General features: G+C 59.7%; 19 protein-coding genes. 10 read left to right on the top strand and 9 right to left on the bottom strand.

Annotated elements, in window-relative coordinates; genetic code table 11:
• Nucleotides 1-10: 10 nt before the first annotated feature.
• On the bottom strand, nt 11-631 hold the full coding sequence (locus ACIY1O_RS02915; protein ID WP_397473575.1) for a YqiA/YcfP family alpha/beta fold hydrolase: 621 nt from the start codon (nt 629-631) through the stop codon (nt 11-13).
• Nucleotides 628-2,010 carry a UDP-N-acetylmuramate:L-alanyl-gamma-D-glutamyl-meso-diaminopimelate ligase gene (gene mpl / locus ACIY1O_RS02910; RefSeq protein ID WP_397473574.1) on the bottom strand — a complete coding sequence of 461 codons (1,383 nt, stop codon included), beginning with the start codon at nt 2,008-2,010 and terminating at the stop codon, nt 628-630. The genes ACIY1O_RS02915 and mpl overlap by 4 nt, the downstream gene beginning before the upstream one ends.
• A gap of 159 nt (nt 2,011-2,169) precedes the next feature.
• Between mpl and ACIY1O_RS02905 the strand changes: the two genes are divergently transcribed.
• The 8 genes from ACIY1O_RS02905 (at nt 2,170) to ACIY1O_RS02870 (ending at nt 8,652) form a co-directional block, all read left to right on the top strand.
• Nucleotides 2,170-2,661, top strand: a complete 492-nt coding sequence (locus ACIY1O_RS02905; RefSeq protein ID WP_397473573.1) for a TlpA family protein disulfide reductase — start codon at nt 2,170-2,172, stop codon at nt 2,659-2,661.
• Nucleotides 2,662-2,749: 88 nt separating this feature from the next.
• Entirely contained in the window at nt 2,750-3,184 is a 435-nt protein-coding gene (gene aroQ / locus ACIY1O_RS02900) for a type II 3-dehydroquinate dehydratase (protein WP_397473572.1), read from the top strand.
• An 86-nt stretch (nt 3,185-3,270) separates the two neighbouring features.
• On the top strand, nt 3,271-3,717 hold the full coding sequence (accB, locus tag ACIY1O_RS02895) for an acetyl-CoA carboxylase biotin carboxyl carrier protein (protein WP_397473571.1): 447 nt from the start codon (nt 3,271-3,273) through the stop codon (nt 3,715-3,717).
• A 7-nt stretch (nt 3,718-3,724) separates the two neighbouring features.
• Complete coding sequence (gene accC, locus ACIY1O_RS02890; RefSeq protein WP_397473570.1) at nt 3,725-5,071, top strand: acetyl-CoA carboxylase biotin carboxylase subunit; 1,347 nt, start codon at nt 3,725-3,727, stop codon at nt 5,069-5,071.
• A gap of 63 nt (nt 5,072-5,134) precedes the next feature.
• Nucleotides 5,135-6,055, top strand: a complete 921-nt coding sequence (gene prmA / locus ACIY1O_RS02885; RefSeq protein ID WP_397473569.1) for a 50S ribosomal protein L11 methyltransferase — start codon at nt 5,135-5,137, stop codon at nt 6,053-6,055.
• 23 nt (nt 6,056-6,078) lie between these two features.
• Entirely contained in the window at nt 6,079-7,158 is a 1,080-nt protein-coding gene (locus ACIY1O_RS02880) for a zinc-ribbon and DUF3426 domain-containing protein (RefSeq protein WP_397473568.1), read from the top strand.
• 8 nt (nt 7,159-7,166) lie between these two features.
• Nucleotides 7,167-8,105 (top strand): carbohydrate kinase family protein, encoded by a 939-nt coding sequence (locus tag ACIY1O_RS02875; RefSeq protein WP_397473567.1) that lies wholly within the window; start codon nt 7,167-7,169, stop codon nt 8,103-8,105.
• Nucleotides 8,106-8,136: 31 nt separating this feature from the next.
• Nucleotides 8,137-8,652: an outer membrane lipoprotein gene (locus ACIY1O_RS02870; RefSeq protein WP_397473566.1), complete on the top strand. Its 516-nt coding sequence runs from the start codon at nt 8,137-8,139 to the stop codon at nt 8,650-8,652.
• Between the two features lie 248 nt (nt 8,653-8,900).
• Here the strand turns inward: ACIY1O_RS02870 and ACIY1O_RS02865 are convergent, their stop codons facing one another.
• The 5 genes from ACIY1O_RS02865 to ACIY1O_RS02845 all read right to left on the bottom strand — a co-directional run bounded on the left by ACIY1O_RS02865 (nt 8,901) and on the right by ACIY1O_RS02845 (nt 15,314).
• Nucleotides 8,901-9,464, bottom strand: coding sequence for a YggT family protein (locus tag ACIY1O_RS02865; protein ID WP_397473565.1), 564 nt, complete (start codon nt 9,462-9,464; stop codon nt 8,901-8,903).
• 119 nt (nt 9,465-9,583) lie between these two features.
• On the bottom strand, nt 9,584-10,228 hold the full coding sequence (locus ACIY1O_RS02860) for a histone H1-like DNA-binding protein (protein ID WP_397473564.1): 645 nt from the start codon (nt 10,226-10,228) through the stop codon (nt 9,584-9,586).
• A gap of 155 nt (nt 10,229-10,383) precedes the next feature.
• On the bottom strand, nt 10,384-11,580 hold the full coding sequence (locus ACIY1O_RS02855; protein ID WP_397473563.1) for a ribonucleotide-diphosphate reductase subunit beta: 1,197 nt from the start codon (nt 11,578-11,580) through the stop codon (nt 10,384-10,386).
• Between the two features lie 19 nt (nt 11,581-11,599).
• Complete coding sequence (locus ACIY1O_RS02850; protein ID WP_397473562.1) at nt 11,600-14,515, bottom strand: ribonucleoside-diphosphate reductase subunit alpha; 2,916 nt, start codon at nt 14,513-14,515, stop codon at nt 11,600-11,602.
• A 361-nt stretch (nt 14,516-14,876) separates the two neighbouring features.
• Nucleotides 14,877-15,314, bottom strand: coding sequence for a CopD family copper resistance protein (locus tag ACIY1O_RS02845; protein WP_397473561.1), 438 nt, complete (start codon nt 15,312-15,314; stop codon nt 14,877-14,879).
• A 147-nt stretch (nt 15,315-15,461) separates the two neighbouring features.
• Here ACIY1O_RS02845 and ACIY1O_RS02840 point away from each other — a divergent pair, with 147 nt between their 5' ends.
• On the top strand, nt 15,462-15,977 hold the full coding sequence (locus tag ACIY1O_RS02840; protein ID WP_397473560.1) for a hypothetical protein: 516 nt from the start codon (nt 15,462-15,464) through the stop codon (nt 15,975-15,977).
• Here ACIY1O_RS02840 and gltX read toward each other — a convergent pair.
• Nucleotides 15,974-17,392, bottom strand: coding sequence for a glutamate--tRNA ligase (gene gltX / locus ACIY1O_RS02835; protein ID WP_397473559.1), 1,419 nt, complete (start codon nt 17,390-17,392; stop codon nt 15,974-15,976). The two genes, ACIY1O_RS02840 and gltX, sit on opposite strands and share 4 nt — an antisense overlap.
• 119 nt (nt 17,393-17,511) lie before the next feature.
• On the opposite strand from gltX, the gene ACIY1O_RS02830 reads away from it, so the two are divergent.
• Nucleotides 17,512-19,965, top strand: a complete 2,454-nt coding sequence (locus tag ACIY1O_RS02830; protein ID WP_397473558.1) for a bifunctional acetate--CoA ligase family protein/GNAT family N-acetyltransferase — start codon at nt 17,512-17,514, stop codon at nt 19,963-19,965.
• A 23-nt stretch (nt 19,966-19,988) separates the two neighbouring features.
• Here the strand turns inward: ACIY1O_RS02830 and ACIY1O_RS02825 are convergent, their stop codons facing one another.
• On the bottom strand, nt 19,989-20,663 hold the full coding sequence (locus ACIY1O_RS02825) for an alpha/beta hydrolase (RefSeq protein WP_397473557.1): 675 nt from the start codon (nt 20,661-20,663) through the stop codon (nt 19,989-19,991).
• Between the last annotated feature and the right edge of the window lie 27 nt (nt 20,664-20,690).

Below are 20,690 nucleotides of genomic sequence, written 5' to 3'. Positions count from 1 at the left end.
ACGGACAAAGTCATTCGGTTGAACCTTGTGCTTCGGTTTGGCGATGGTCCGGGTCCAATACAAAGCTCAGTACTTCGGGAAGCCATTGCTCGAAGTCCGATATGCCATGGTCGCTGCCCTGGATAATTCGGCCATGGCTACCCGCATACCACTGGGCCATTTCGCGCCAGTCAAGCACTTCGTCCCCCGTGGCGGCCAGCAGGAAATAGCGGGCCGGATCGCGAGGGCGCTCGATCGCCATTTGTGCCAGCTCTTCGACGTGTTCGGGCAAGAAGGTGAAAGGTTCGTCGCTATGGTACTGGGTGTGCTCGCCGACCTGGGACGCCAGATCGCGCGCAGCGTGAACAACGGGGTTCAGGACAACTGCCCGGCAGCGGTATTTTTCGGCCAGGCAGCTTGCATAATAGCCGCCCAGCGACGAGCCGATCACGGTCAAGGCTTGGCTTGGGTCCGCCCCGCCGTGCCGTTCGACCAGGGCTTGGGCTAAAGCGACTGCTTGTGCAGGGCTGGCCGGCAACTGGGGGCAGAACCACTGGTCTTTCCGGCCTCGCTCGCTTAAAGCCGAAGCCAGCATGCGGGCCTTGGTCGAGTCGGGTGAAGAGCGAAACCCATGCAGATATAGAATCATCATGTCGCTCCGGGCGAGCCGGCCAGGCGGTCGAGGATTTTTTGATGTACGCCGCCAAAGCCGCCGTTGCTCATCACCAGGATCGAATCCCCTGGCCGGGCCCGGTCGGCGATTGCAGCCACCATGGTCTCCAGGTCGGAATGCGCGAAGGCGCGCTCGCCCAGCGGCGCCAGCACCTGGGCGGGATCCCAGCCCAGGGCGTGCTTGCCCTGGGTTTCGCCATAGCAAAACACCAGGTCGGCCTGGTCCAATGCTTCGGGCAGGCGTGCCGCCATCGCGCCCAGCTTCATGGTGTTCGAGCGAGGTTCGAGCACGGCAAGTATGCGGGCCTTGCGCACCTGGCGCCGCAACCCGTCCACTGTTGTGGCAATGGCGGTGGGGTGGTGTGCAAAGTCATCATAGACGGCGATGTCGCGAATGGTGCCGCGCAGCTCCATGCGGCGCTTGATACCGTTAAAAGACGACAGCGCGCGGACACCGGCCTCGGCCGTCACTCCCGCTTGTTCCGCCGCGGCCAGCGCGGCCAGCGCGTTCAAGCGGTTGTGGGCGCCACCCAGATCCCACTGCACCGTGCCTGCGTCGCGGCCATCCACCTGCGCCACGAAATGCGTGGGATGCTCGCCTGCGTCGCGGGCGCTCCAGCGGCCTCCCGGCCCGAAGGTTTGCACAGGCGTCCAGCAGCCTTGTTGCAGCACTGCATCCAAGGCTTCGTCATGCTGTGGCCGTATGATGGCCCCGGTGGACGGGATGGTACGAACCAAATGATGGAATTGAGTCTGGATGGCAGCCAGATCAGGGAAGATGTCGGCGTGATCGTATTCCAGGTTATTGAAAATTGCGGTGCGCGGCCGATAGTGCACAAACTTCGAGCGCTTGTCGAAGAATGCAGTGTCGTATTCGTCGGCCTCGATGACGAAGAACGTTTTGTCAGGGCTGTAACGGGCAGAGACGCCGAGGCCTGGCGCGATGCCGCCGATCAGGAAGTTGGGCTCGAGGCCTTCCTCGAGCATGATCCAGGCCAGCATCGAACTGGTGCTGGTCTTGCCATGGGTGCCAGCCACGGCCAGTACGTGCTGGCCCCCCAGCACAGTTTCGCCGAGCCACTGCGGGCCCGAGGTGTAAGGCAGGCCCTGGTCGAGAATGGCCTCCATCAGCGGGTTGCCCCTGCTGACCACGTTGCCGATGACGTACAAATCGGGGCGCAGGGCAGTTTGGTCGGCCGAGAATCCCTCGATCAGCTCGATCCCCTGCTCTTGGAGCTGGGTGCTCATGGGCGGGTATACGCCGGCGTCGCATCCGGTCACGGTATGGCCGGCTGCCCGGGCGATCAGCGCCAGGCCGCCCATAAACGTGCCGCAGATTCCCAATATGTGTAGATGCATGGTGTTCCTCCAGGCGGTATTGTAGTGATTCCGGCGCCGGGAAATCTTCCCGCAAGGCATCGCGCCGTCCAGGCGCCTGAATTATTCAGAGCTTCCCGGGCCGGCTGCGATGCTAAAATCGTTAATCATGATGAAAAAATCCACTTTTCTGGCAGCGCCATGAATCGGCGCGCCTTTCTTCTGCGTGCCGGCTCTCTTGCCGGCGCGGGTTTCGCCCTTGCGCTTCCGCTGCCCGCATTGGCGGCCGACTCCCTTTTTTCCGAAAAGCTTCCCGACGTCGACGGCGTCGAACAGCCGCTCAGGCAGTGGCTTGGCAAACCGGTAGTGGTTAACTTCTGGGCCACTTGGTGCCCGCCTTGCGTTAATGAGATGCCCGATCTCGAAGAGCTGCACCAGAAGTATCCCGATGTGCATTTTTTGGGGCTAGCGGTGGATACCGCGGTCAATGTGCGCAAATTCAACGAAAAGGTGCAGGTAAGCTATCCCCTGCTCATGATCGGTCATGGCGGAATAGAGCGAATGCGTGCCATGGGCAACCGTGCCGGAGGGTTGCCGTTTACTGTTGTCTACGACGCCCGCGGGCAGGCTTCCGAAACTATATTGGGCCAGGTGAAACCCGCCGAACTAGAAAAAATCATCCAGGGTCTATAGGCGTAGAACGCAGCAAAAACAATGGATTTCATGGACAAACACACCCTTTTGGCGTAAAAAGACGTTCTGACTCTTGAACAAAATCAACATGGCCCGAAACATTCTTGTCTTGCACGGCCCCAACCTGAATCTGCTCGGCACGCGTGAACCCCAGATCTATGGTCGTCAGACACTGGCCGAAATCGACGCCCGCCTTCAGCAAGTGGCGGCTGACAACGGAGCGCACTGCTCGACCTTTCAAAGCAACCACGAAGGCCGGCTTGTCGATCGCATCCAGGCTTCGGCCGGCGATGGCACCGATTTCATCATCATCAATGCCGCAGCCTACACTCATACCAGCGTGGCGCTGCGCGACGCTTTGGCGGCGGTTTCGATACCGTTCATCGAAGTGCACCTGTCCAATGTTTACAAACGAGAGCCGTTTCGCCATCACTCCTATCTGTCCGATTTGGCCTTGGGGGTAGTTGCAGGCCTTGGCTCTTTTGGCTACGAAGCCGCCTTGCACCACGCTATGGCCGGTTAAGCTCCGCATATCGTTTTTGTTTTTATCAATATTTCTTTCGCCGCAGGCCAGTGCAGGCTATGGTGAAATGACATGGAAAAGTCTGTATGGACCTCAGAAAACTCAAAACCCTGATCGACCTGGTTGCTGAATCCGGCATTGCCGAACTCGAAATTACCGAAGGCGATGGCAAAGTGCGCATCGTCAAGTCGGTGCCGCCGCCTCCGCCGCAGCCCATGGTCTATGCGCCCGAGCCGGCGGCAGCTCCCGCGCCGGCACCCGCCGCGGCAGCCGCACCCGCAGCGCCGGCCGCTCCCCAGGGACACATCGTCAAAGCACCCATGGTGGGTACCTTTTACCGGGCCCCTAACCCGGGCGCTTCGCCTTTCGTCGAGGTCGGCCAATCGGTCAAAGACGGCGAGCCCTTGTGCATCATTGAAGCCATGAAGCTGCTCAACGAAATCGAAGCCGACAAGGCGGGCGTCATCAAAGAAATCCTGGTTGAGAACGGCGAGCCCGTCGAATACGGCCAACCCCTGTTTGTCATCGGCTGAACGATCCATGTTTGAAAAAATCCTCATCGCGAACCGGGGCGAGATCGCCCTGCGCATTCAGCGGGCCTGCCGCGAACTTGGCATCAAGACCGTCGTGGTCTACTCCGAAGCCGATCGCAATGCCAAGTATGTGCGCTTGGCCGACGAGGCGGTATGCATCGGACCAGCGTCCGCACGCGACAGCTATCTGAACATGCCCGCATTAATTTCGGCTGCCGAAGTCACCGACGCCGAGGCCATTCATCCCGGCTACGGCTTTCTGGCGGAAAACGCCGATTTTGCCGACCGCGTCGAGAAAAGCGGTTTTGTCTTCATCGGCCCGCGTCCTGACACCATCCGCATGATGGGAGACAAGGTCAGCGCCAAACAAACCATGATTGAGGCCGGCGTGCCGGTCGTGCCCGGTTCCCCCGGCGCCTTGCCCGACGATGCCGAAGAAATCAAACGTATCGCCGGCGACATTGGCTATCCGGTCATCGTCAAGGCGGCCGGCGGGGGCGGCGGACGCGGCATGCGCGTGGTCTACACCGAGGCTGCGCTGCTTAACGCCGTTTCGATGACTCGAAACGAGGCCGGCGCCGCGTTCGGCAACCCCGAAGTCTATATGGAGAAATTCCTCGAGAACCCGCGCCATATCGAAATACAGGTGCTGGCCGACGGTGGACGCAACGCCGTGTGGCTTGGCGAGCGCGATTGTTCAATGCAGCGCCGTCACCAAAAGGTTATCGAAGAAGCTCCTGCGCCGGGCATTGCACGCCGCCTCATCGAACGCATCGGCGAACGCTGCGCGGACGCCTGCCGCAAGATGGGTTATCGCGGGGCGGGCACGTTTGAATTCCTGTACGAAGATGGCGAGTTCTTCTTCATCGAGATGAACACCCGCATCCAGGTCGAGCATACCGTCACCGAAATGGTCACGGGCATTGACCTGGTCGTTCAACAGATTTTAATTGCCGCCGGCGAAAAATTCACCTTGCGCCAGCGAGACGTACAGTTTCGCGGCCACGCCATCGAGTGCCGCATCAACGCCGAAGACCCTTTCAAGTTCACGCCCAGCCCCGGCAAGATCACCAACTGGCACACGCCGGGCGGCCCGGGCGTACGCATGGATTCGCACGTGTTCAGCGGCTACACCGTGCCTTCCCACTACGACTCAATGATCGCCAAGCTGATTACCTACGGCGACACGCGCACGCAGGCAATTGCGCGCATGAGCATCGCCTTGTCCGAGATGGTGGTCGAAGGTATTCAGACCAATATTCCCCTACATATCGAACTAATGCATGATGCGCGTTTCATTGAAGGTGGTACAAGTATTCATTACCTTGAGCACAAGCTGTCACAGCGCTCATAGCCACAGAAGACAGGTGTGTTGCCATAAACTCCACAATGCACCAGGTCTTTCCAGGAAATAATCATGCGTGAACTCGTCTTGCACTGCCGGGAAGCCGAAGCAGAAGCCCTGTCAGACGCACTGCTTGAGGCGGGAGTGCTTTCCGTTTCGGTCGAAGACGCAGACAGCGACACCGAGGCGGAACAGCCTTTGTTCGGCGAACCGGGCTCCGAGCCTGAAGTCCATGCCTGGCGGCGCAATCGCATCGTGGCGTTGCTGCCCGACGGCGTCGATCCCGAGCAGGTGCTCGAGCAGGCCGGCGCAGCGAGCGGATACGATTTTATCGCCAGTGCCTGGAGCACCCGTGATGTGCCGGATGCCGATTGGGTCAAGCTGACTCAAGCGCAGTTCCGTCCTATCCAGGTTGGCGAACGGCTCTGGATCGTTCCCAGCTGGCACCGCGACGATCCCGCCGTGGCCCAGGCTGCAAAGCCGGGCTTGGCGGAGGCGATCCATATTGAGCTCGATCCGGGTTTGGCTTTCGGCACGGGCAGCCATCCCACCACCCATTTGTGCCTCGAATGGCTGGAAGCCAATCTGAAAAAGGATCAATCGGTGCTCGACTATGGCTGCGGATCGGGTATTTTGGCTATTGCCGCAAAGTTGCTGGGCGCGGGCCCCACGATTGGGGTCGATATCGATGAACAGGCCGTAAAGGCCACAGAGTACAATGCCCAGGTCAATCACAGCGACTTGCGTGCCATGTTGCCCGACGCTTTGCCCGGCGGCCAGTTCCAGGTCGTGGTGGCCAATATTCTGTCCAACCCGCTTAAAGTACTGGCGCCCATGTTGGCCAATCGGGTCGCCCCCGGAGGCAGCCTCGTGCTGTCGGGTGTGCTCGAACGCCAGGCCGACGAGGTTGCCGGCGCTTATGCGTCATGGCTCGACATGAGCGTGTGGCGTGCGCGCGAAGGTTGGGTGTGCCTGAGCGGGCGGCGCGCCTGACGAAGGCCTTCTGGTAACTGCTTATGGATTTAACCACTCGCTGCCCTGAATGCAGCATCGAGTTTCCGGTCAGCCTGCAGCAACTGCAACTGCGCAAAGGTTATGTCCGTTGCGCAAACTGCGCCCATATCTTCGATGCCTACGAAGCTGTCGTACCTTCGGCTGGTGCTGAGCCCTCCGTTTCTCGGGCTGCGACCCCGACGGTTTCGGCGCCGGCCGAGCCCAGGCTGTCTTCAGCCGAGCCGGAGTTTTCCGCGGCTCAATCTCACATTTTTTCGGACGGGCCTCATTTTGTTGTCTCCGCCACGAAGGCCCAGCCGGCTTCTTCGCGAGCCGAGCCGGGTGTGTCCATTCGCGTACGAGGCACGGCAAGCGAGCCCGGCACATTCACTGCGCGCGACTCCGGGCCGGGCTTGAGCGAGCCAGACCCTCATACATTGCCGGACAGGGGCCGCAGCCTCAACGACACGAGGCACACCGTGGGTGAGCCCGGCATGCCGCGCGAGACAAAGGCATATTCGAATGAGGACGCCGGGCTATATGTCGAGCCACGCCAAGGTCGAGAAGCGGGACCAGAGTTCATTCATGACGATGAGCGTCCAGGTCTTGGCTTGGGCGGCGTGTTCTGGAGCATTCTGGTGCTGCTCGGAGTGGCGGCGGCGCTGCTGCAGGCGGCATATATTTACCGCGTCCAGCTGGCCAGCGAGTTTCCTCGTTTGCGGCCGGCGCTCGAATACTACTGCGAACCCCTGGGCTGCACGGTGGACTATCCGCGCCGCATTGCCCAGATTGCCATCATGGATTCGTCTTTGCAGGCCGTACGCGACAGCGAAAACGCGAACGAAGACGACAGCCGAATGATGCTTAACGTCGTGCTGCGAAATAACTACGAGAGGCCGCAGCAGTGGCCGACGCTATCGGTCGAACTGGTTGATTTCTCTGGCACAGTCGCCGTAAGGCGGTTGCTTGCGCCATCCGACTACCTGCCCGAGCTGTCTCAGGAGCGGCCATTTCCGGCCAGAAGCGAGGTTCGGGTATCTGTGCCCCTGACGGCCAGCGGCGTGCAGGTCAATGGTTATCAACTTGATAGATTCTTTCCGTAAGGATGGTAATGTCCAACAAAATTCTGGTTTGCGGCTCTGTGGCTTTCGACACCATTACGGTATTCGAAGGGCATTTCAAGGATCACATTCTTCCCGGCAATATTCAGTCGCTTAGCGTCTCTTTTTTCGTGCCTTCGATGCGCAAGGAGTATGGCGGGTGCGCGGGCAATATCGCCTACAACCTTCGTCTGCTGGGCGCCGATGTGGCGCCGGTCGGAACGGTGGGCGTCGATGCCGGCGATTATCTCGAATACATGCAACGCCTGGGCATTGATACCTCGCTGGTGCGGGTGCTGCCCGACATGTTCACCCCGCAGTGCTTTATCACGACAGACCTCGACAGCAACCAGATCGCTTCTTTTCACCCCGGCGCGATGTCCCGCTCGTTCGAGAACGATCTTAGCGGCACGCAGGCCGCGTGGGCTATTGTGGCGCCCGATTCGAAGGAAGGCATGTTCGCCAATGCTGAGCGCCTGAAGGCTCAGGGCACGCCCTTCATATTCGATCTGGGGCAAGCCATGCCCCTGTTCGACGGCGATAATCTGCAGCGCATGCTCGAGATGGCGCAAATGCTTACTGCCAACGATTACGAAGCCAGTGTCATTGAGCAGCGCATGGGGCGCAGCATTATGGAAATTTCCGAAGGCCTGCGCGCCGCGGTAGTGACGCGTGGGGCCGAAGGCGCGACGCTGTACGCCGGCGGAACCGCCACCCACATCGAGCCCATCAAGGCTGAGGAGGTCGTCGACCCGACCGGTTGCGGTGATGCGCACCGGGCGGGATTGCTTTACGGCTTGGTTAACGATTGGTCACTGGTTGATGCCTGTCGCTTGGCGAATGTTATGGGCGCTATTAAAATCTCTTCCAAGGGACCACAAAACCATCAACCCGCTCGCACCGAAATCGGTGCCATGCTGAAACAACATTATGGCGTCGCCCTGCCTTGAGCCAAAGGCTGTGCGCAGCAAGGAGTCTTACATGAGTTCATCATCTGCAATGCGTTCCGGCCCAGCGTCCATGCGCCCTGCGTATCGTCGCCTTCTGGCCGTTACGGTTGTTGCCGCTTCGCTGGCCGTTGTGGCCGGTTGCGCAAACCGCTCGGCTTCCAGTTCGGTATACACCTACGGTCAAGCGCAACAGGAACAGATCGTACGCACCGGCACGGTGGTGTCCGTGCGCGCCATCACCATTCAAGACGAAAAGTCCAGCGGCGCCGGCATGATCGCCGGCGGTGCGCTGGGCGGCGTGGCCGGTAACGCAATCGGCGGCGGTTCAGGGCGGGCATTGACCACGGTCGGCGGCGCCATCTTGGGCGGCCTGTTGGGCAATACGGTCGAAAGCCAGGTGGGCAAGAAGCAAGGCCTCGAAGTTACCGTTCAACTCGATAACGGCGAGACGCGAGTGGTGGCCCAAGAGGCCGATGTCGCACTTTCGTCTGGTCAGCGTGTGCGCATGATAAGCGGAGGAGGGCCGACTCGAGTCGTGCCCATGTAAAGCCGTCTGTGCGCAAGCCGCCGTAACTGCGCGCCCATATAGCCGGGCATGGTTGCCCGGCAGGCACACGCCCTGTTAACGGCTTGCTATTCTGAACCGCACCCCAAAAGTTGGACGCTTGTTCAACCTTTGGGGCTTTTTTTGTGCGGGCCGGCCCGGCGGCGCATGAAGCTGCACGGGTTGCGCGTGCGCCGCTGTAATCGGCCTTTATATCTTATAGGGCGGCCGATCTGTTTAATGTGGCCAACCTAGACGGCAAGCGCTGCGAAAGCGAAGCGCTGCACGACCATCATGGCGATTTGCGCAAGCACCAGCAGCACCAGCGGTGATAGATCGAGGCCGCCCAGGTTGGGCATGATGCGGCGTATGGGGTCAAGTAGCGGAGCTGTAAGCGTATGCAGCACCGGCATGATGGGCGCCATTGGGTTGACCCATGACAACACCGCCTGGATCAGTGTCATCCATACGACAAGATTCAGTGTCCATTTCAGGACGGTTAGCAGGCTGGCGAGCACGGCCGGAAGCAGCGACTGAACCATGGGTAGCTGGCCTGTCAGGACTATCCATGTGGCCAGCAGATACACCAGCGCGGTCAGCCAGCAGGCCAGCAAGCTGGGCAGGTCTACCTTTGCGCGCGGCGCAATCAGCTTGCGCATTGGCTGTACCAGCCAATCGGTCAGGCGGATGATGGCCTGCGAATACGGATTGAACGGATGAAGCCGTATCGCATAGGCCCAGGCACGCAATATCAAGGCAATGCCGAACAGCAAGAAAACAATGTCAAAGACGAATCCGAGTATGCCGCTGATCATGGTTTCATGATTTAAATAAGTTGCAAAACGCTATTGTCGCATGACTGCAGTTTCGGCTGGATAGAAAAACTGCCCGGCGTGCCGGGCAGTGTGAGGCTTGCTTCTGTCGGGGCCGTGTATCAGGGACGGCCGCCGGTGGGGAAGGGCCACGATGCCGCTGGATTTACAGTTTTACTGGCGGGCGTTGCCTTGGTCGCCGCTTTCTTGGCCTTGGCGTTTGCCTTGGCTCCAGACTTCTTGGCGGCAGCGGTTTTAGCCGCGGCTTTCTTGGCGGGCGCTTTTTTTGCTACTGCCTTTTTGGCGGCGGCCTTTTTAACCGCGGCTTTTTTGGCAGGCGCTTTTTTAGCTGCGGCTTTTTTAGCAACTGTTTTCTTGGCTGCGGTTTTCTTGCTTGCCACTTTTTTAGTTGCCGCTTTTTTTGCCGCTACTTTCTTGGTTGCGACCTTTTTCGCTGCAGTTTTTTTCGTTGCCGTTTTCTTGGCAGCGACCTTCTTCGCGGCTACTTTCTTGGCTGCAACTTTCTTGGCTGCTACTTTCTTAACAGCTGCTTTCTTTGCGGCGACTTTTTTAGTTGCCACTTTTTTAGCTGCTGCTTTTTTAACAACCGCTTTCTTGGCGGGTGCTTTCTTGGCTGCTACTTTTTTGATGGCGGCCTTCTTGGCGGGTGCTGCTTTCTTGGCGACTACTTTCTTGGCCGTTGCTGCTTTTTTTGCTGTTGCTTTCTTCGCAGCCGCTTTCTTTGCGGCCTTTTTGGCTGTTGCCATGGTCAAGCTCCTTGAGAATGAATCGTAGAGATACGTTCACCCATTTGATATGGCCCCCACGAAAGGGTGCGACCCATCTCAAATGGCGCAAGCGTGCAAGATGCCAGCACCTTGCACGCCTAGAGTCTAACGTAAGGAGTTGACGTCTCCAAGCATTATTCCCAGCTAAGAGCTCCTCCAGTTTGATATTCGATAACTCGTGTCTCGAAAAAGTTGCGCTCTTTCTTGAGATCGATCATCTCGGCCATCCATGGGAAGGGGTTTTCTTCTTGCGCAAACAACGGCTCGATACCAATTTGCTGGCAGCGGCGATTGGCGATGAAGCGCAAATAAGACTTGAACATCGATGCGTTCAAACCAAGCACGCCACGCGGCATAGTGTCCTCAGCGTAAGCATATTCAAGGTCTACAGCCTTTTTGAACAAGCCTTGGATTTCTTCGCGGAAGGCCGGAGTCCAGAGATGCGGGTTCTCGAGCTTGATCGTATTGATAAGGTCGATGCCGAAATTGCAGTGCATGGATTCGTCGCGAAGAATGTACATGTACTGCTCGGCGGCGCCTGTCATTTTGTTCTGACGGCCCAACGCAAGTATTTGCGTAAAACCAACATAAAAGAACAGGCCTTCCATCAAGCAAGCAAAAACGATGAGCGATTTGAGCAGCGTTTGATCGGCTTCGGGCGTGCCGGTTTCGAAGTGCGGATCGGCGATGGCGTCGATGAACGGAATAAGGAATTCATCTTTGGCGCGGATTGAGGGAACCTCGTGATACGCGTTGAAGATTTCCGCTTCGTCCAGATCGAGGCTTTCGACGATGTATTGATACGCATGTGTGTGGATGGCTTCTTCGAAGGCCTGGCGCAACAGGAACTGACGGCATTCCGGCGCAGTGATGTGCCGGTAGGTACCCAGGACAATGTTGTTGGCGGCAAGCGAATCAGCCGTGACAAAGAAACCAAGGTTGCGCTTGACGATGCGGCGTTCGTCCTCGGTGAGCCCGGTTGGGTTTTTCCAGAGGGCGATGTCACGCGACATGTTGATCTCTTGCGGCATCCAGTGGTTGGCGCAAGTGGATAGGTATTTTTCCCAGGCCCATTTGTATTTGAAGGGCACCAGTTGGTTGACGTCGGTTTCGCCATTGATGATGCGTTTATCGGCCGCGCGCACACGCTGGCCGGTGCCGCCTCCGATGCCGCCCGCTGGAGCCGTGCTTGACTGAGCCGTATTGGCCTGCGGCGCCGCGGGTGCGGGCATTGCGGTGTCGTCGGCCACGTGCGAGGGCCGGTTGTTTGTTGTGGCCGGCTGCGCCGCTGGGGCGGCCGGAGTTTGAGGGGTGTCGTCCCAATTCAACATAGTATTTAACCTCTATCTATTACTGGCAGGCTTCGCATTCTTCGAAGCCGTCATCGCCGGGCCGCATGGTGCACACTTCACCTACAAGCTCGGCTTCGGGCAGGGCCGCGGCGGGAACCGCCGCAGCCACGCTGCTGGTGTTGCCGTTGGAGACGGCGTTGAGCTCACCGCCACGTCCGGTGGATTTCTCGGCGTTGGTGGCTCCGCTGGAGCGCAGGTAGTACGTGGTTTTCAGGCCGCGCAGCCATGCAAGCTTGTAAGTGTCGTCGAGCTTCTTGCCCGATACGCCCGCCATGAAGATGTTGAGCGACTGCGCCTGATCGATCCATTTCTGGCGACGTGCCGCGCACTCGACCACCCACTTGGGGTCGACTTCGAATGCCGTGGCGTAGAGCTCGCGCAGATCGGCTGGAATGCGGTCGATGCGGGCCAGGCTGCCGTCGAAATACTTGAGATCGGCGACCATGACTTCGTCCCACAGGCCGCGCTCTTTGAGATCGCGCACCAAGTAGTCGTTGACCACCGTGAACTCGCCCGACAGGTTGGACTTGACGTACAGGTTGCGGTAGGTGGGCTCGATGCATGGCGAGACGCCAATGATGTTCGAGATGGTGGCAGTGGGCGCGATGGCGATGCAGTTCGAGTTGCGCATGCCGTTCTGCTGGATGTGGTTGCGCAGCGTGTCCCAGTCGAGCGTGCTGCTTTCGTCGATTTCGACGTAGCCGCCGCGTTGCTCGCGCAGCATGGCAAGCGTGTCTTGGGGCAGGATGCCGCGGTCCCACAGCGAGCCCTTGAACGTGGCGTACGAGCCGCGCTCGACGGCCAGCTTGCTGGAGGCCCAGTAGGCGTAATAGCACACGGCCTCCATCGAACGGTCGGAAAACTCGATGGCCGCATCCGAGGCGAACGGAACGCGCATCATGTGCAGGCAGTCTTGGAAGCCCATGACACCCATGCCGACGGGGCGGTGGCGTACGTTGGAGTTGCGCGCCTTGGCTACGGCGTAATAGTTGATGTCGATGACGTTATCGAGCATGCGCATGGCCGTGTCGATGGTGCGCTGAAGCTTATCGTGGTCGAGCACGTACTGGCCGCCGGCGTCCTGCTTGAGGTGGGCGGACAGGTTGATTGAACCCAGGTTGCACACCGCGATTTCGGTTTCGCTGGTGTTGAGCGTGATTTCGGTGCACAGGTTGGAGCTGTGCACGACACCCACGTGTTGCTGCGGCGAGCGGATGTTGCAAGGGTCTTTGAAGGTAAGCCATGGGTGGCCGGTTTCAAACAGCATTGACAGCATCTTGCGCCAGAGCGTCGTGGCGGGGATGGTCTTGAACAGGGGCAGTTCGCCACTGGCCGCCTTCGCCTCATACGCTGTATAGGCCTTTTCGAACTCGATGCCGTACTTGTCATGCAGATCGGGCACGTCGGAGGGCGAGAACAGGGTCCAGTCGCCGTTCTCCATGACGCGCTTCATGAAGAGGTCGGGGATCCAGTTGGCCGTGTTCATGTCGTGGGTGCGGCGGCGCTCGTCACCGGTATTCTTGCGCAGCTCGAGGAACTCTTCGATGTCGAGGTGCCAGGTTTCCAGATAGGCGCAAACAGCCCCCTTTCGCTTGCCGCCCTGGTTGACCGCCACCGCCGTGTCGTTGACCACTTTAAGGAACGGCACGACGCCCTGGCTTTCGCCGTTGGTGCCCTTGATGTGGCTGCGCAACGCGCGCACAGGGGTCCAGTCGTTGCCCAGGCCGCCGGCGTACTTGGCCAGCAGTGCGTTCTCTTTGATGGCATCGTAAATGCCTTCGAGATCGTCGGAGACAGTGGTGAGATAGCACGACGACAACTGCGAGTGCAAAGTGCCCGAGTTGAACAGCGTCGGGGTCGAGCTCATGAAATCGAACGACGAAAGAATTTCGTAGAACTCGATGGCCCGGGCCTCGCGTTCGATTTCGTTAAGCGCCAGGCCCATCGCCACGCGCATGAAGAAAACCTGGGGCAGTTCGATGCGACGGCCGCGCACGTGCAGGAAGTAGCGGTCGTAAAGCGTCTGCAGGCCGAGGTAGTTGAACTGCAGGTCGCGCTCTGCCTTGAGGGCTCGAGCCAGGCGGGGCAGGTCGAACTGGCTTAGCTTTTTATCGAGCAAGCCATTTTCGATACCCGTCTTGATGAAACGGGGGAAGTATTCGGCGTAGCCTTCGTCCATGGCCGATTGGGCGACCTCTTGGCCCAAGACTTCTTTACGGATGGTGTGCAGCAGCAGGCCTGCCGTAACGACGCTGTACGCGGGGTCGGTCTCGACCATGGCGCGAGCCGACAGGATGGCCGATTTGTAGACTTCGTCGACGGGGATGCCGTCGTAGAGGTTCTTGACGGTTTCCTTGAGGATGCCATCGACATCGATCTGGATCGGCAGACCCAGGCCGGCCTCTTCGATGGTAGTGCGAAGCTCGGAGAGGTCGAGCGGCCGCATCACGCCGTTGTCGTTAACGTTCAGCGTGCTTTTTTCGACAGGCGCTTCTTGCTGGCCGGCGCGAGCGCGTTCTTGCGAGCGCTTTTCGCGATACAGGACGTAGGCGCGCGCAACATCGTGCTCGCCCGAACGCATGAGAGCCAGTTCGACTTGATCTTGGATGTCTTCAATATGGAAGGTGCCGCCGCCGGGGCGGTTGCGCACCAGGGCATTGACGACCTGCGAGGTGAGCTGGTCGACCAGTTCGCGAACCCGGGCGGATGCCGCGCCCTGACCGCCATTGACCGCCAGGAAGGCCTTGGTCATGGCGATGGCAATTTTGCTGGGTTCGAACCCCACGACGGCGCCGTTGCGGCGAATGATGTTGAAGTTGTGCCATTGGCCGCCGGCTTCAGCCGGGCCATTGGAGGCGGGCGAGGACGGAGGAACAGTTACTGGCCGGGACTCAGCGCTGGTGTCGGTCTGCATGAAGGCTCCTGGGAATCAATAGCCCGCCGGCGTGCGGCGGGAAGGGCGAATTTGGATGGGGTGGGTGTGCCGGCGGGCTTGTTTATATTGGCCGCTCTTTTGGTCTAGACCACTATATGTTGTGGTTTTTATTGTTTCAGCCACTAATTGTAGTGATTACGTACAGCCTAGGCAAGCGCTTTCAGGACTTGATTTTTTCTGCAGTTATGCATGTTCAAGCGGCTGTGCAACATGGGTTTTACGCTAAGGCGCGCCAGCCGTCGCCTTGCGGGCATTGTGCGTCGCCGCATGACCCACGAAAAATTTTTTGTATCGAACTATGAGCCAAGCGCCTGTCTTCGCCAGCCTTCGACGCATACTGTCAATTCAGATAAAACATAGCCTTGGCAAGAAACACAATAACCACCACATGGACAAAAACGCTAAGGTGGATAAGACGCGATTGCCGTGACTTAAGCCGCCCCAGCGCTCCCATCCTGACCGCGTAGATAAAGTGCCCCAGCACACTGAGTGCAAGCAGAATCTTCAAGCTGAGCAGTGTGCCCAGCGTACTGTCAAAAGGCTGGGCCAGAACCGTGCGGTATCGCCATGCCATGCCCACGCCAGCGGCATAAAGGATGACGATCGCGAAAGGCATGATCCGGCGTGCACGTTGCCCAATGGCTGATTCAACCGCCCGCATCGCATCTCGGGGAACGTGCCGACGTATGCCTTCCAGCATCAATACTTCAAAGAACACCGTGCCCACGAACAAAATCGCTGCAAAAAGATGAAACAGAAGCAAGAGGAAGTAGTCCATGGCGCGGTTCCGTCTATAGAATGTGGGCTGGCTTGCATTGTAGGATGGGCTTGGCGTGTTTATGCTCGTAGCCGTACGGCGCTTGTGGTTATGCCGGGCGCCATGACACCACCAGGCATGACCAGCGCCGGCCAACCAGGAGACTCCATGAGCAACAACACAGAGCGAATGCACACAAGAAGCGCGATCGTCGGCTGGCGGCACTGGGCGGCACTGACATTGGCTGCGATGTTGGCGACAGGCTGCGCCGGCCTGTCCGGCACCGAGCCCCCGGTCGAAGATCAACAGGCCTGCAAACCGGCCGACGCCGCAGACGCCTGGGTGGGCAACTGGTTGGGCATCAATAAGCAAAAGGGCATCGCCGGCGAACTGCATGTGCTGATGACCCTGCATCAAGATGGCACCATGCAGTACGCCGAACAACTGAAGCGCGCCGGAAAGCCGCCACAAACGCTTAACGAAACCGGCTGCTGGCACCGCGAAAACGAAACGCTGGTGTTGCGCACCACTCATTCGAACGCCGTGGCGGTAGAGCAGGGCGATCCTATTTACGTCAACGAATACGAAACGCAGGAACGCGGCGGGCAATTGGTGCTGCAAGGCCCCGAAAACCCGCTAAGTTTCAAACGCATGCCCGGCGATTACCGCCTGCCTGTGTTTTAAGCCGGCTGTATTGCGTCCAGCCGTTGCAGCACGGTGTCACGGCCAATCAGCGCAAGGACGGCATCGATGGCCGGCGTCTGCTTCCGGCCGGTGGTGGCCAGTCGCAATGGGATGCCCAGCTTGGGCATCTTTATGCCGTGGCGCGCCAGTGTCTCTTGAATTAAAGCCGACAAACTGCCTGCATCCCAGCTTGGCAGTTCGCGGGCATGGTTTGCGAAGTCGGCCAGAATAGCCAGCGCCTCGGGCGTCAGGTGCTGGGCCGCCAGCTCGGCATCCACCGGAGCGGGCGGCGCGCAAAACAGCATGGCGCCTTCGGCCAGCTGATTAAGCGTTTCCGCGCGATCTTTGAGCAGGGCCATGACAGCCCCCAGGTCGACCGCTTTGGGGTCGCCGCCCAACCGTGTGATGCGTGGCGCCGCAAGCGCGGCCAGGTCAGCGTCTTCGCTGTGCTTGATGTAGTGGGCATTGACCCAATTGAGCTTCTTGGGATCCCATTGCGCCGCCGATTTGCTGAGGCTGCGCGTGTCGAACCATTCGATCAGTTGCTCGCGATTGAACAGCTCGTCGTCGCCGTGGCTCCAGCCCAGGCGGGCAAGGTAGTTGACCATGGCTTCGGGCAAGTAACCCTGCTTGTCGTAATCCATGACGCTAACCGCACCATGGCGCTTCGACAGCTTCTCGCCATCGGGTCCGAGGATCATGGGCAGGTGGCCATAGCGCGGCAGTTCCGCGCCGAGTGCGCGCAGGATGTTGATTTGGCGCGGGGTGTTATTGATGTGGTCGTCGCCGCGCAACACATGGGTTATCTGCATGTCCCAGTCGTCGACCACAACGCAGAAGTTGTATGTGGGCGTGCCGTCAGGTCGAGCGATGACCAGGTCGTCCAGTTCGGCGTTGTCAAAGCTGATGGGGCCCTTGACCACGTCGTCCCAGCTTGTAGCGCCCTCGAGCGGGCTGCGGAAGCGCACTACCGGCTTGCGATCGGCGGGGGCCGGGGGCAGGGTTTTGCCCTGTTCGGGCCGCCAGGTTCCGTCATAGCGTGGCTTGCGGCCGGCTGCGCGGGCTTGCTCGCGCATGGCTTCCACCTCTTCGGGGCTGCTGTAGCACAGATAAGCGGAACCTTCGCGCAGCATCTGGTCGATCACCTCGCGGTAGCGGTCCATGCGTTGCATCTGATAGAACGGCCCTTCGTCCGGCTCCATGCCCAGCCACTGCATGCCGTCCAATATGGCCTGCACCGCCTCGGGCGTAGAGCGTTCGAGGTCGGTGTCTTCTATGCGCAAGACGAACACGCCGCCATGATGACGGGCGTACGCCCATGAAAACAAGGCGGTGCGTGCGCCGCCCAGATGCAAATAGCCGGTGGGCGAGGGGGCGAAGCGGGTGCGGACGACGGTAGGTGTGGACGATGACATAGATTCTGCTTTAGGCTTGACGTTGTAGGTGCCTGGGTGGGCCGACAGGTTTACTGTCCAGCGCCTTGGCATGGCGTATTTTAGAGTACAGAAGTTTCATTGCTTAAGAATGGGGCCTTATGCTGCGTCACCACCTTGCCGCGCTGTTCGAGCCACGATCACTGCTCGTGGTGACCCACCGCCGTTTTTCGGTCGTTTCGAACCTGCCTTCCACTCTTCAAGACTCAACCACAGTCGTCGAGACGGTGGATGACGCTGGCTTCACCATTCCCGAAACCCTTGCGGGCGTCGAGCCGGGCCGGCGCGTCGACCTGGCCTTGCTGTGCGTCCACCCCCGGCAACTGCCCCAGTTGCTCGACGCGGTTGGCGCTCATAAGCCCCGGGCCTTGATCTTGTTGTCCACCGACAGCGCGCCCGACAATGCGCTCGAAGACATGGTCTATTGCAGAAGCTGGGCGCGGCTGAATGACTGCACCCTGCTTGGGCCGCGCTCTTTCGGAGTGCAGAACCCACCCGGCGGCCTGAACCTTAGCCATATGCCGCAATTGGCCCACGCGGGCAAGGTGGCCCTGGTGGCGCAATCGCGTTCGCTGGTGGCGGCGGTGCTCGATTGGGCGGTCGATGCACGCTTGGGGTTTTCCAAGGTGGTCTCGCTGGGCGACGAGGCGGGCGTAGAGGTTTCGCATGTGCTGGATTATCTGGCAAACGACCGCGACACCGAAAGCATTGCCCTCTACCTTGAGGACACCTTCTCCGCCCGGTCGCTCGCCAGCGCCCTGCGCTCCGCAGCCAGCGTGAAGCCCGTGGTTGTGCTCAAGGCGAGCCAGTTGAATCGCGACTCCAGCGCCGGCGAAGCGGTCTTCAATGCCTTGCTGCGTCGGGCGGGCGCGGTGCGTGTACCGTATTTCGTGCAGTTGTTCTCGGCCATCAAAATCTTGCGCCACACCTATTGGCCGCGCGGCCGCCGTATCGCGATTTTTTCCAATGGAGACGGCGCCGCCCAACTGGCCATGTCCGTTATCGGCCCTCGCCATCCGGCCTTGCGCGCCGAGCTTGCACGGTCGACCATCAAGGCCTTGCAAGAGGTGCTTGAGCCCGGCGCACAGGTGCTCAACCCCATTACCACTTCCCTGCCCATCACCCCGGACACCGTTCGCAAGGTAATCGAAATCCTGGCGGCTGATTCTGTAGTAGACGGAATCCTGGTGTTGTTGGCGCCCGATCCGCTTGCCGACCTGAGCCGGGTCGCCCAGCAACTGATCACCGGCGCATCGGCGGTGCGCAAGCCGGTCATCACATGTTTCATGGGCGAAGAAACCGTACGCCCCTTGCGTCACCTGCTGGACGAAGTCGGCATGCCTTCTTTTCGCACGCCCGAAGCGGCCGCCAATGCTTTTGGCGTGCTGGCGTCGTATCACTACAACCAGTTGCTGTCGCAGCAGACCCTTCCTCCCGTTCCATTACGTCGCGAGCCTTTGCTGGATCGGGCACGCACCCTTATCAGGCAGGCGCAAGCCGAGCGCCGCAACGAGCTTGCGCCGGACGAGTGCTGGGAGTTATTCGAGTGTTTTCAGATTCCCTTGCAGCGATCGGCCGGGGGCGGGCCGGACGTCGACACCTGGACGGCCGCCGAACCTCTCATGTCGATTCGGGCCCAACGCGATCCGCGCCTGGGTCCGTACATTAAATTCGGTACGGGCGGAACCGGCGGCTTGTCAGCCTACGACAGGGCGGTCGAGCTGCCGCCTCTGAATAGTTTTCTGGCCCGCCAGCTGATTGAGCGCAGCATGATCTGGAACCGCGTGTTGTCGCGCCAAATGACGCCGGCAGCCTTCGACAACCTGCGTGAAAGCCTCGAGCGCATCTCTGTGCTGGTCAGTGAGCTGCCCGAGATCGATAGCTTGATCCTCGATCCGCTAGTGGCGAGTGACAGCTATGTTACGGCCCACGCCGTGCAGGTGACCTTGTCCGCATCCAGCGTATTGGTGCTGCCCGAGTCTTCGGGCTATCGCCATATGGCGATCCACCCCTATCCACGGCGCCTTGTGCAGAACAAGCGGTTTGACGACGACCGTGAATGGACGATGCGTCCCATTCGTCCGGAAGATGCCGAAGCTTTGCAGGAATTCATACGCGGCTTGTCCACCGAGGCGCGCTACATGCGTTTCGTATCGATGCTGCGTGAACTGACGCCGCGTATGTTGGCAAGGTATTCCCGCATCGATTACGACCGCGAGCTGGCGTTGGTGGCGACCGTGCAAGTGCCCAACACCGAGCACAGGGGTCTTTTGCGCGAACAGATCATCGGCTTTGCCCACTACCTGCGTCACCCTGACGGACGCGGTGCTGAATTCGCCCTTGTGGTGGGGGACGACTGGCAGCGAAGACAACTCGGTACGGTGTTGATGCTGGGCTTGATCGAGGCGGCGCAATTTCAGGGCTTTTCGTACATAGACGGTTATGTGCTGACGACCAACCGGGGCATGCTCAGGCTCATGGAGAGCCTGGGCTTTCGCAATGACAGCATCCCCGACGACCCCACCACACGGCGAGTGTGGCTCGATCTGGGCTAGGCCTGTTGTGTGCAGGCAGAGCGCTAAGGCTGCAGAACCTGCCTTAGAAAGGCGGCGATGTCGTTGATTTCTTCAAGGCAGACCGAATGCGGCATAGGGTAGGTTTTCCAGCTTACCGAATAGCCCAGCTCTTGCAGCAGGGCGCAAGACTGTTGCGCACGCTGCAGCGGCACGACCGGGTCTTGCGCGCCGTGCGCCATGAAGATCGGTGTGTCTTGGTTGGCGGTGCTGCGTTCTGCCGGCAGAGACTCGGGCAGCGGCAGATAGCCCGACAACGCAAGCAGCCCCGCCAGCTTTTCCGGATGGCGCAGGCCGGCTTGCAAGGTGATGGCGCAGCCTTGCGAAAAGCCCGCCAACACGATGTTTTGTGTGGCGACGCCGCGTTCGTTCTCGCGCTGGATCAAGGCGCGGACGGCTTCCTGCGACTGCAGAATGCCTTGCGCGTCTTCGCGCTGGGCCAGGTCGGCATTGCGAATGTCATACCATGCGCGCATGGCCATGCCGCCATTGATGGTAACGGGCTGGATGGGCGCATGCGGAAAGACGAACCGGATGGCTGGCGCATCGTTCAACTTTAATTCGGGCACGATGGGTGCGAAATCGTTGCCGTCCGCGCCCAGTCCGTGCAGCCAAATGACGGCGTGGACTGGGTTGGGAGCGGTTTCAATTTCGAGGGCTTCTAATAGTTCAGGTTTCATTCTGTGTTGATATCGTCAGCAGGAAGT

The sequence above is a fragment of the Pusillimonas sp. genome (genome assembly GCF_044464525.1).
Classification (GTDB): Bacteria; Pseudomonadota; Gammaproteobacteria; order Burkholderiales; family Burkholderiaceae_B; genus Pusillimonas.
This window is presented reverse-complemented; position numbering and strand designations above follow the sequence as displayed.

What these genes read in the sequence shown, in the direction of transcription:
- ACIY1O_RS02915 (WP_397473575.1), bottom strand. Translation starts at nt 631, where the DNA reads ATGATGATTCTATATCTGCATGGGTTTCGCTCTTCACCCGACTCGACC.
- mpl (WP_397473574.1), bottom strand. Translation starts at nt 2,010, where the DNA reads ATGCATCTACACATATTGGGAATCTGCGGCACGTTTATGGGCGGCCTG.
- ACIY1O_RS02905 (WP_397473573.1), top strand. Translation starts at nt 2,170, where the DNA reads ATGAATCGGCGCGCCTTTCTTCTGCGTGCCGGCTCTCTTGCCGGCGCG.
- aroQ (WP_397473572.1), top strand. Translation starts at nt 2,750, where the DNA reads ATGGCCCGAAACATTCTTGTCTTGCACGGCCCCAACCTGAATCTGCTC.
- accB (WP_397473571.1), top strand. Translation starts at nt 3,271, where the DNA reads ATGGACCTCAGAAAACTCAAAACCCTGATCGACCTGGTTGCTGAATCC.
- accC (WP_397473570.1), top strand. Translation starts at nt 3,725, where the DNA reads ATGTTTGAAAAAATCCTCATCGCGAACCGGGGCGAGATCGCCCTGCGC.
- prmA (WP_397473569.1), top strand. Translation starts at nt 5,135, where the DNA reads ATGCGTGAACTCGTCTTGCACTGCCGGGAAGCCGAAGCAGAAGCCCTG.
- ACIY1O_RS02880 (WP_397473568.1), top strand. Translation starts at nt 6,079, where the DNA reads ATGGATTTAACCACTCGCTGCCCTGAATGCAGCATCGAGTTTCCGGTC.
- ACIY1O_RS02875 (WP_397473567.1), top strand. Translation starts at nt 7,167, where the DNA reads ATGTCCAACAAAATTCTGGTTTGCGGCTCTGTGGCTTTCGACACCATT.
- ACIY1O_RS02870 (WP_397473566.1), top strand. Translation starts at nt 8,137, where the DNA reads ATGAGTTCATCATCTGCAATGCGTTCCGGCCCAGCGTCCATGCGCCCT.
- ACIY1O_RS02865 (WP_397473565.1), bottom strand. Translation starts at nt 9,464, where the DNA reads ATGATCAGCGGCATACTCGGATTCGTCTTTGACATTGTTTTCTTGCTG.
- ACIY1O_RS02860 (WP_397473564.1), bottom strand. Translation starts at nt 10,228, where the DNA reads ATGGCAACAGCCAAAAAGGCCGCAAAGAAAGCGGCTGCGAAGAAAGCA.
- ACIY1O_RS02855 (WP_397473563.1), bottom strand. Translation starts at nt 11,580, where the DNA reads ATGTTGAATTGGGACGACACCCCTCAAACTCCGGCCGCCCCAGCGGCG.
- ACIY1O_RS02850 (WP_397473562.1), bottom strand. Translation starts at nt 14,515, where the DNA reads ATGCAGACCGACACCAGCGCTGAGTCCCGGCCAGTAACTGTTCCTCCG.
- ACIY1O_RS02845 (WP_397473561.1), bottom strand. Translation starts at nt 15,314, where the DNA reads ATGGACTACTTCCTCTTGCTTCTGTTTCATCTTTTTGCAGCGATTTTG.
- ACIY1O_RS02840 (WP_397473560.1), top strand. Translation starts at nt 15,462, where the DNA reads ATGAGCAACAACACAGAGCGAATGCACACAAGAAGCGCGATCGTCGGC.
- gltX (WP_397473559.1), bottom strand. Translation starts at nt 17,392, where the DNA reads ATGTCATCGTCCACACCTACCGTCGTCCGCACCCGCTTCGCCCCCTCG.
- ACIY1O_RS02830 (WP_397473558.1), top strand. Translation starts at nt 17,512, where the DNA reads ATGCTGCGTCACCACCTTGCCGCGCTGTTCGAGCCACGATCACTGCTC.
- ACIY1O_RS02825 (WP_397473557.1), bottom strand. Translation starts at nt 20,663, where the DNA reads ATGAAACCTGAACTATTAGAAGCCCTCGAAATTGAAACCGCTCCCAAC.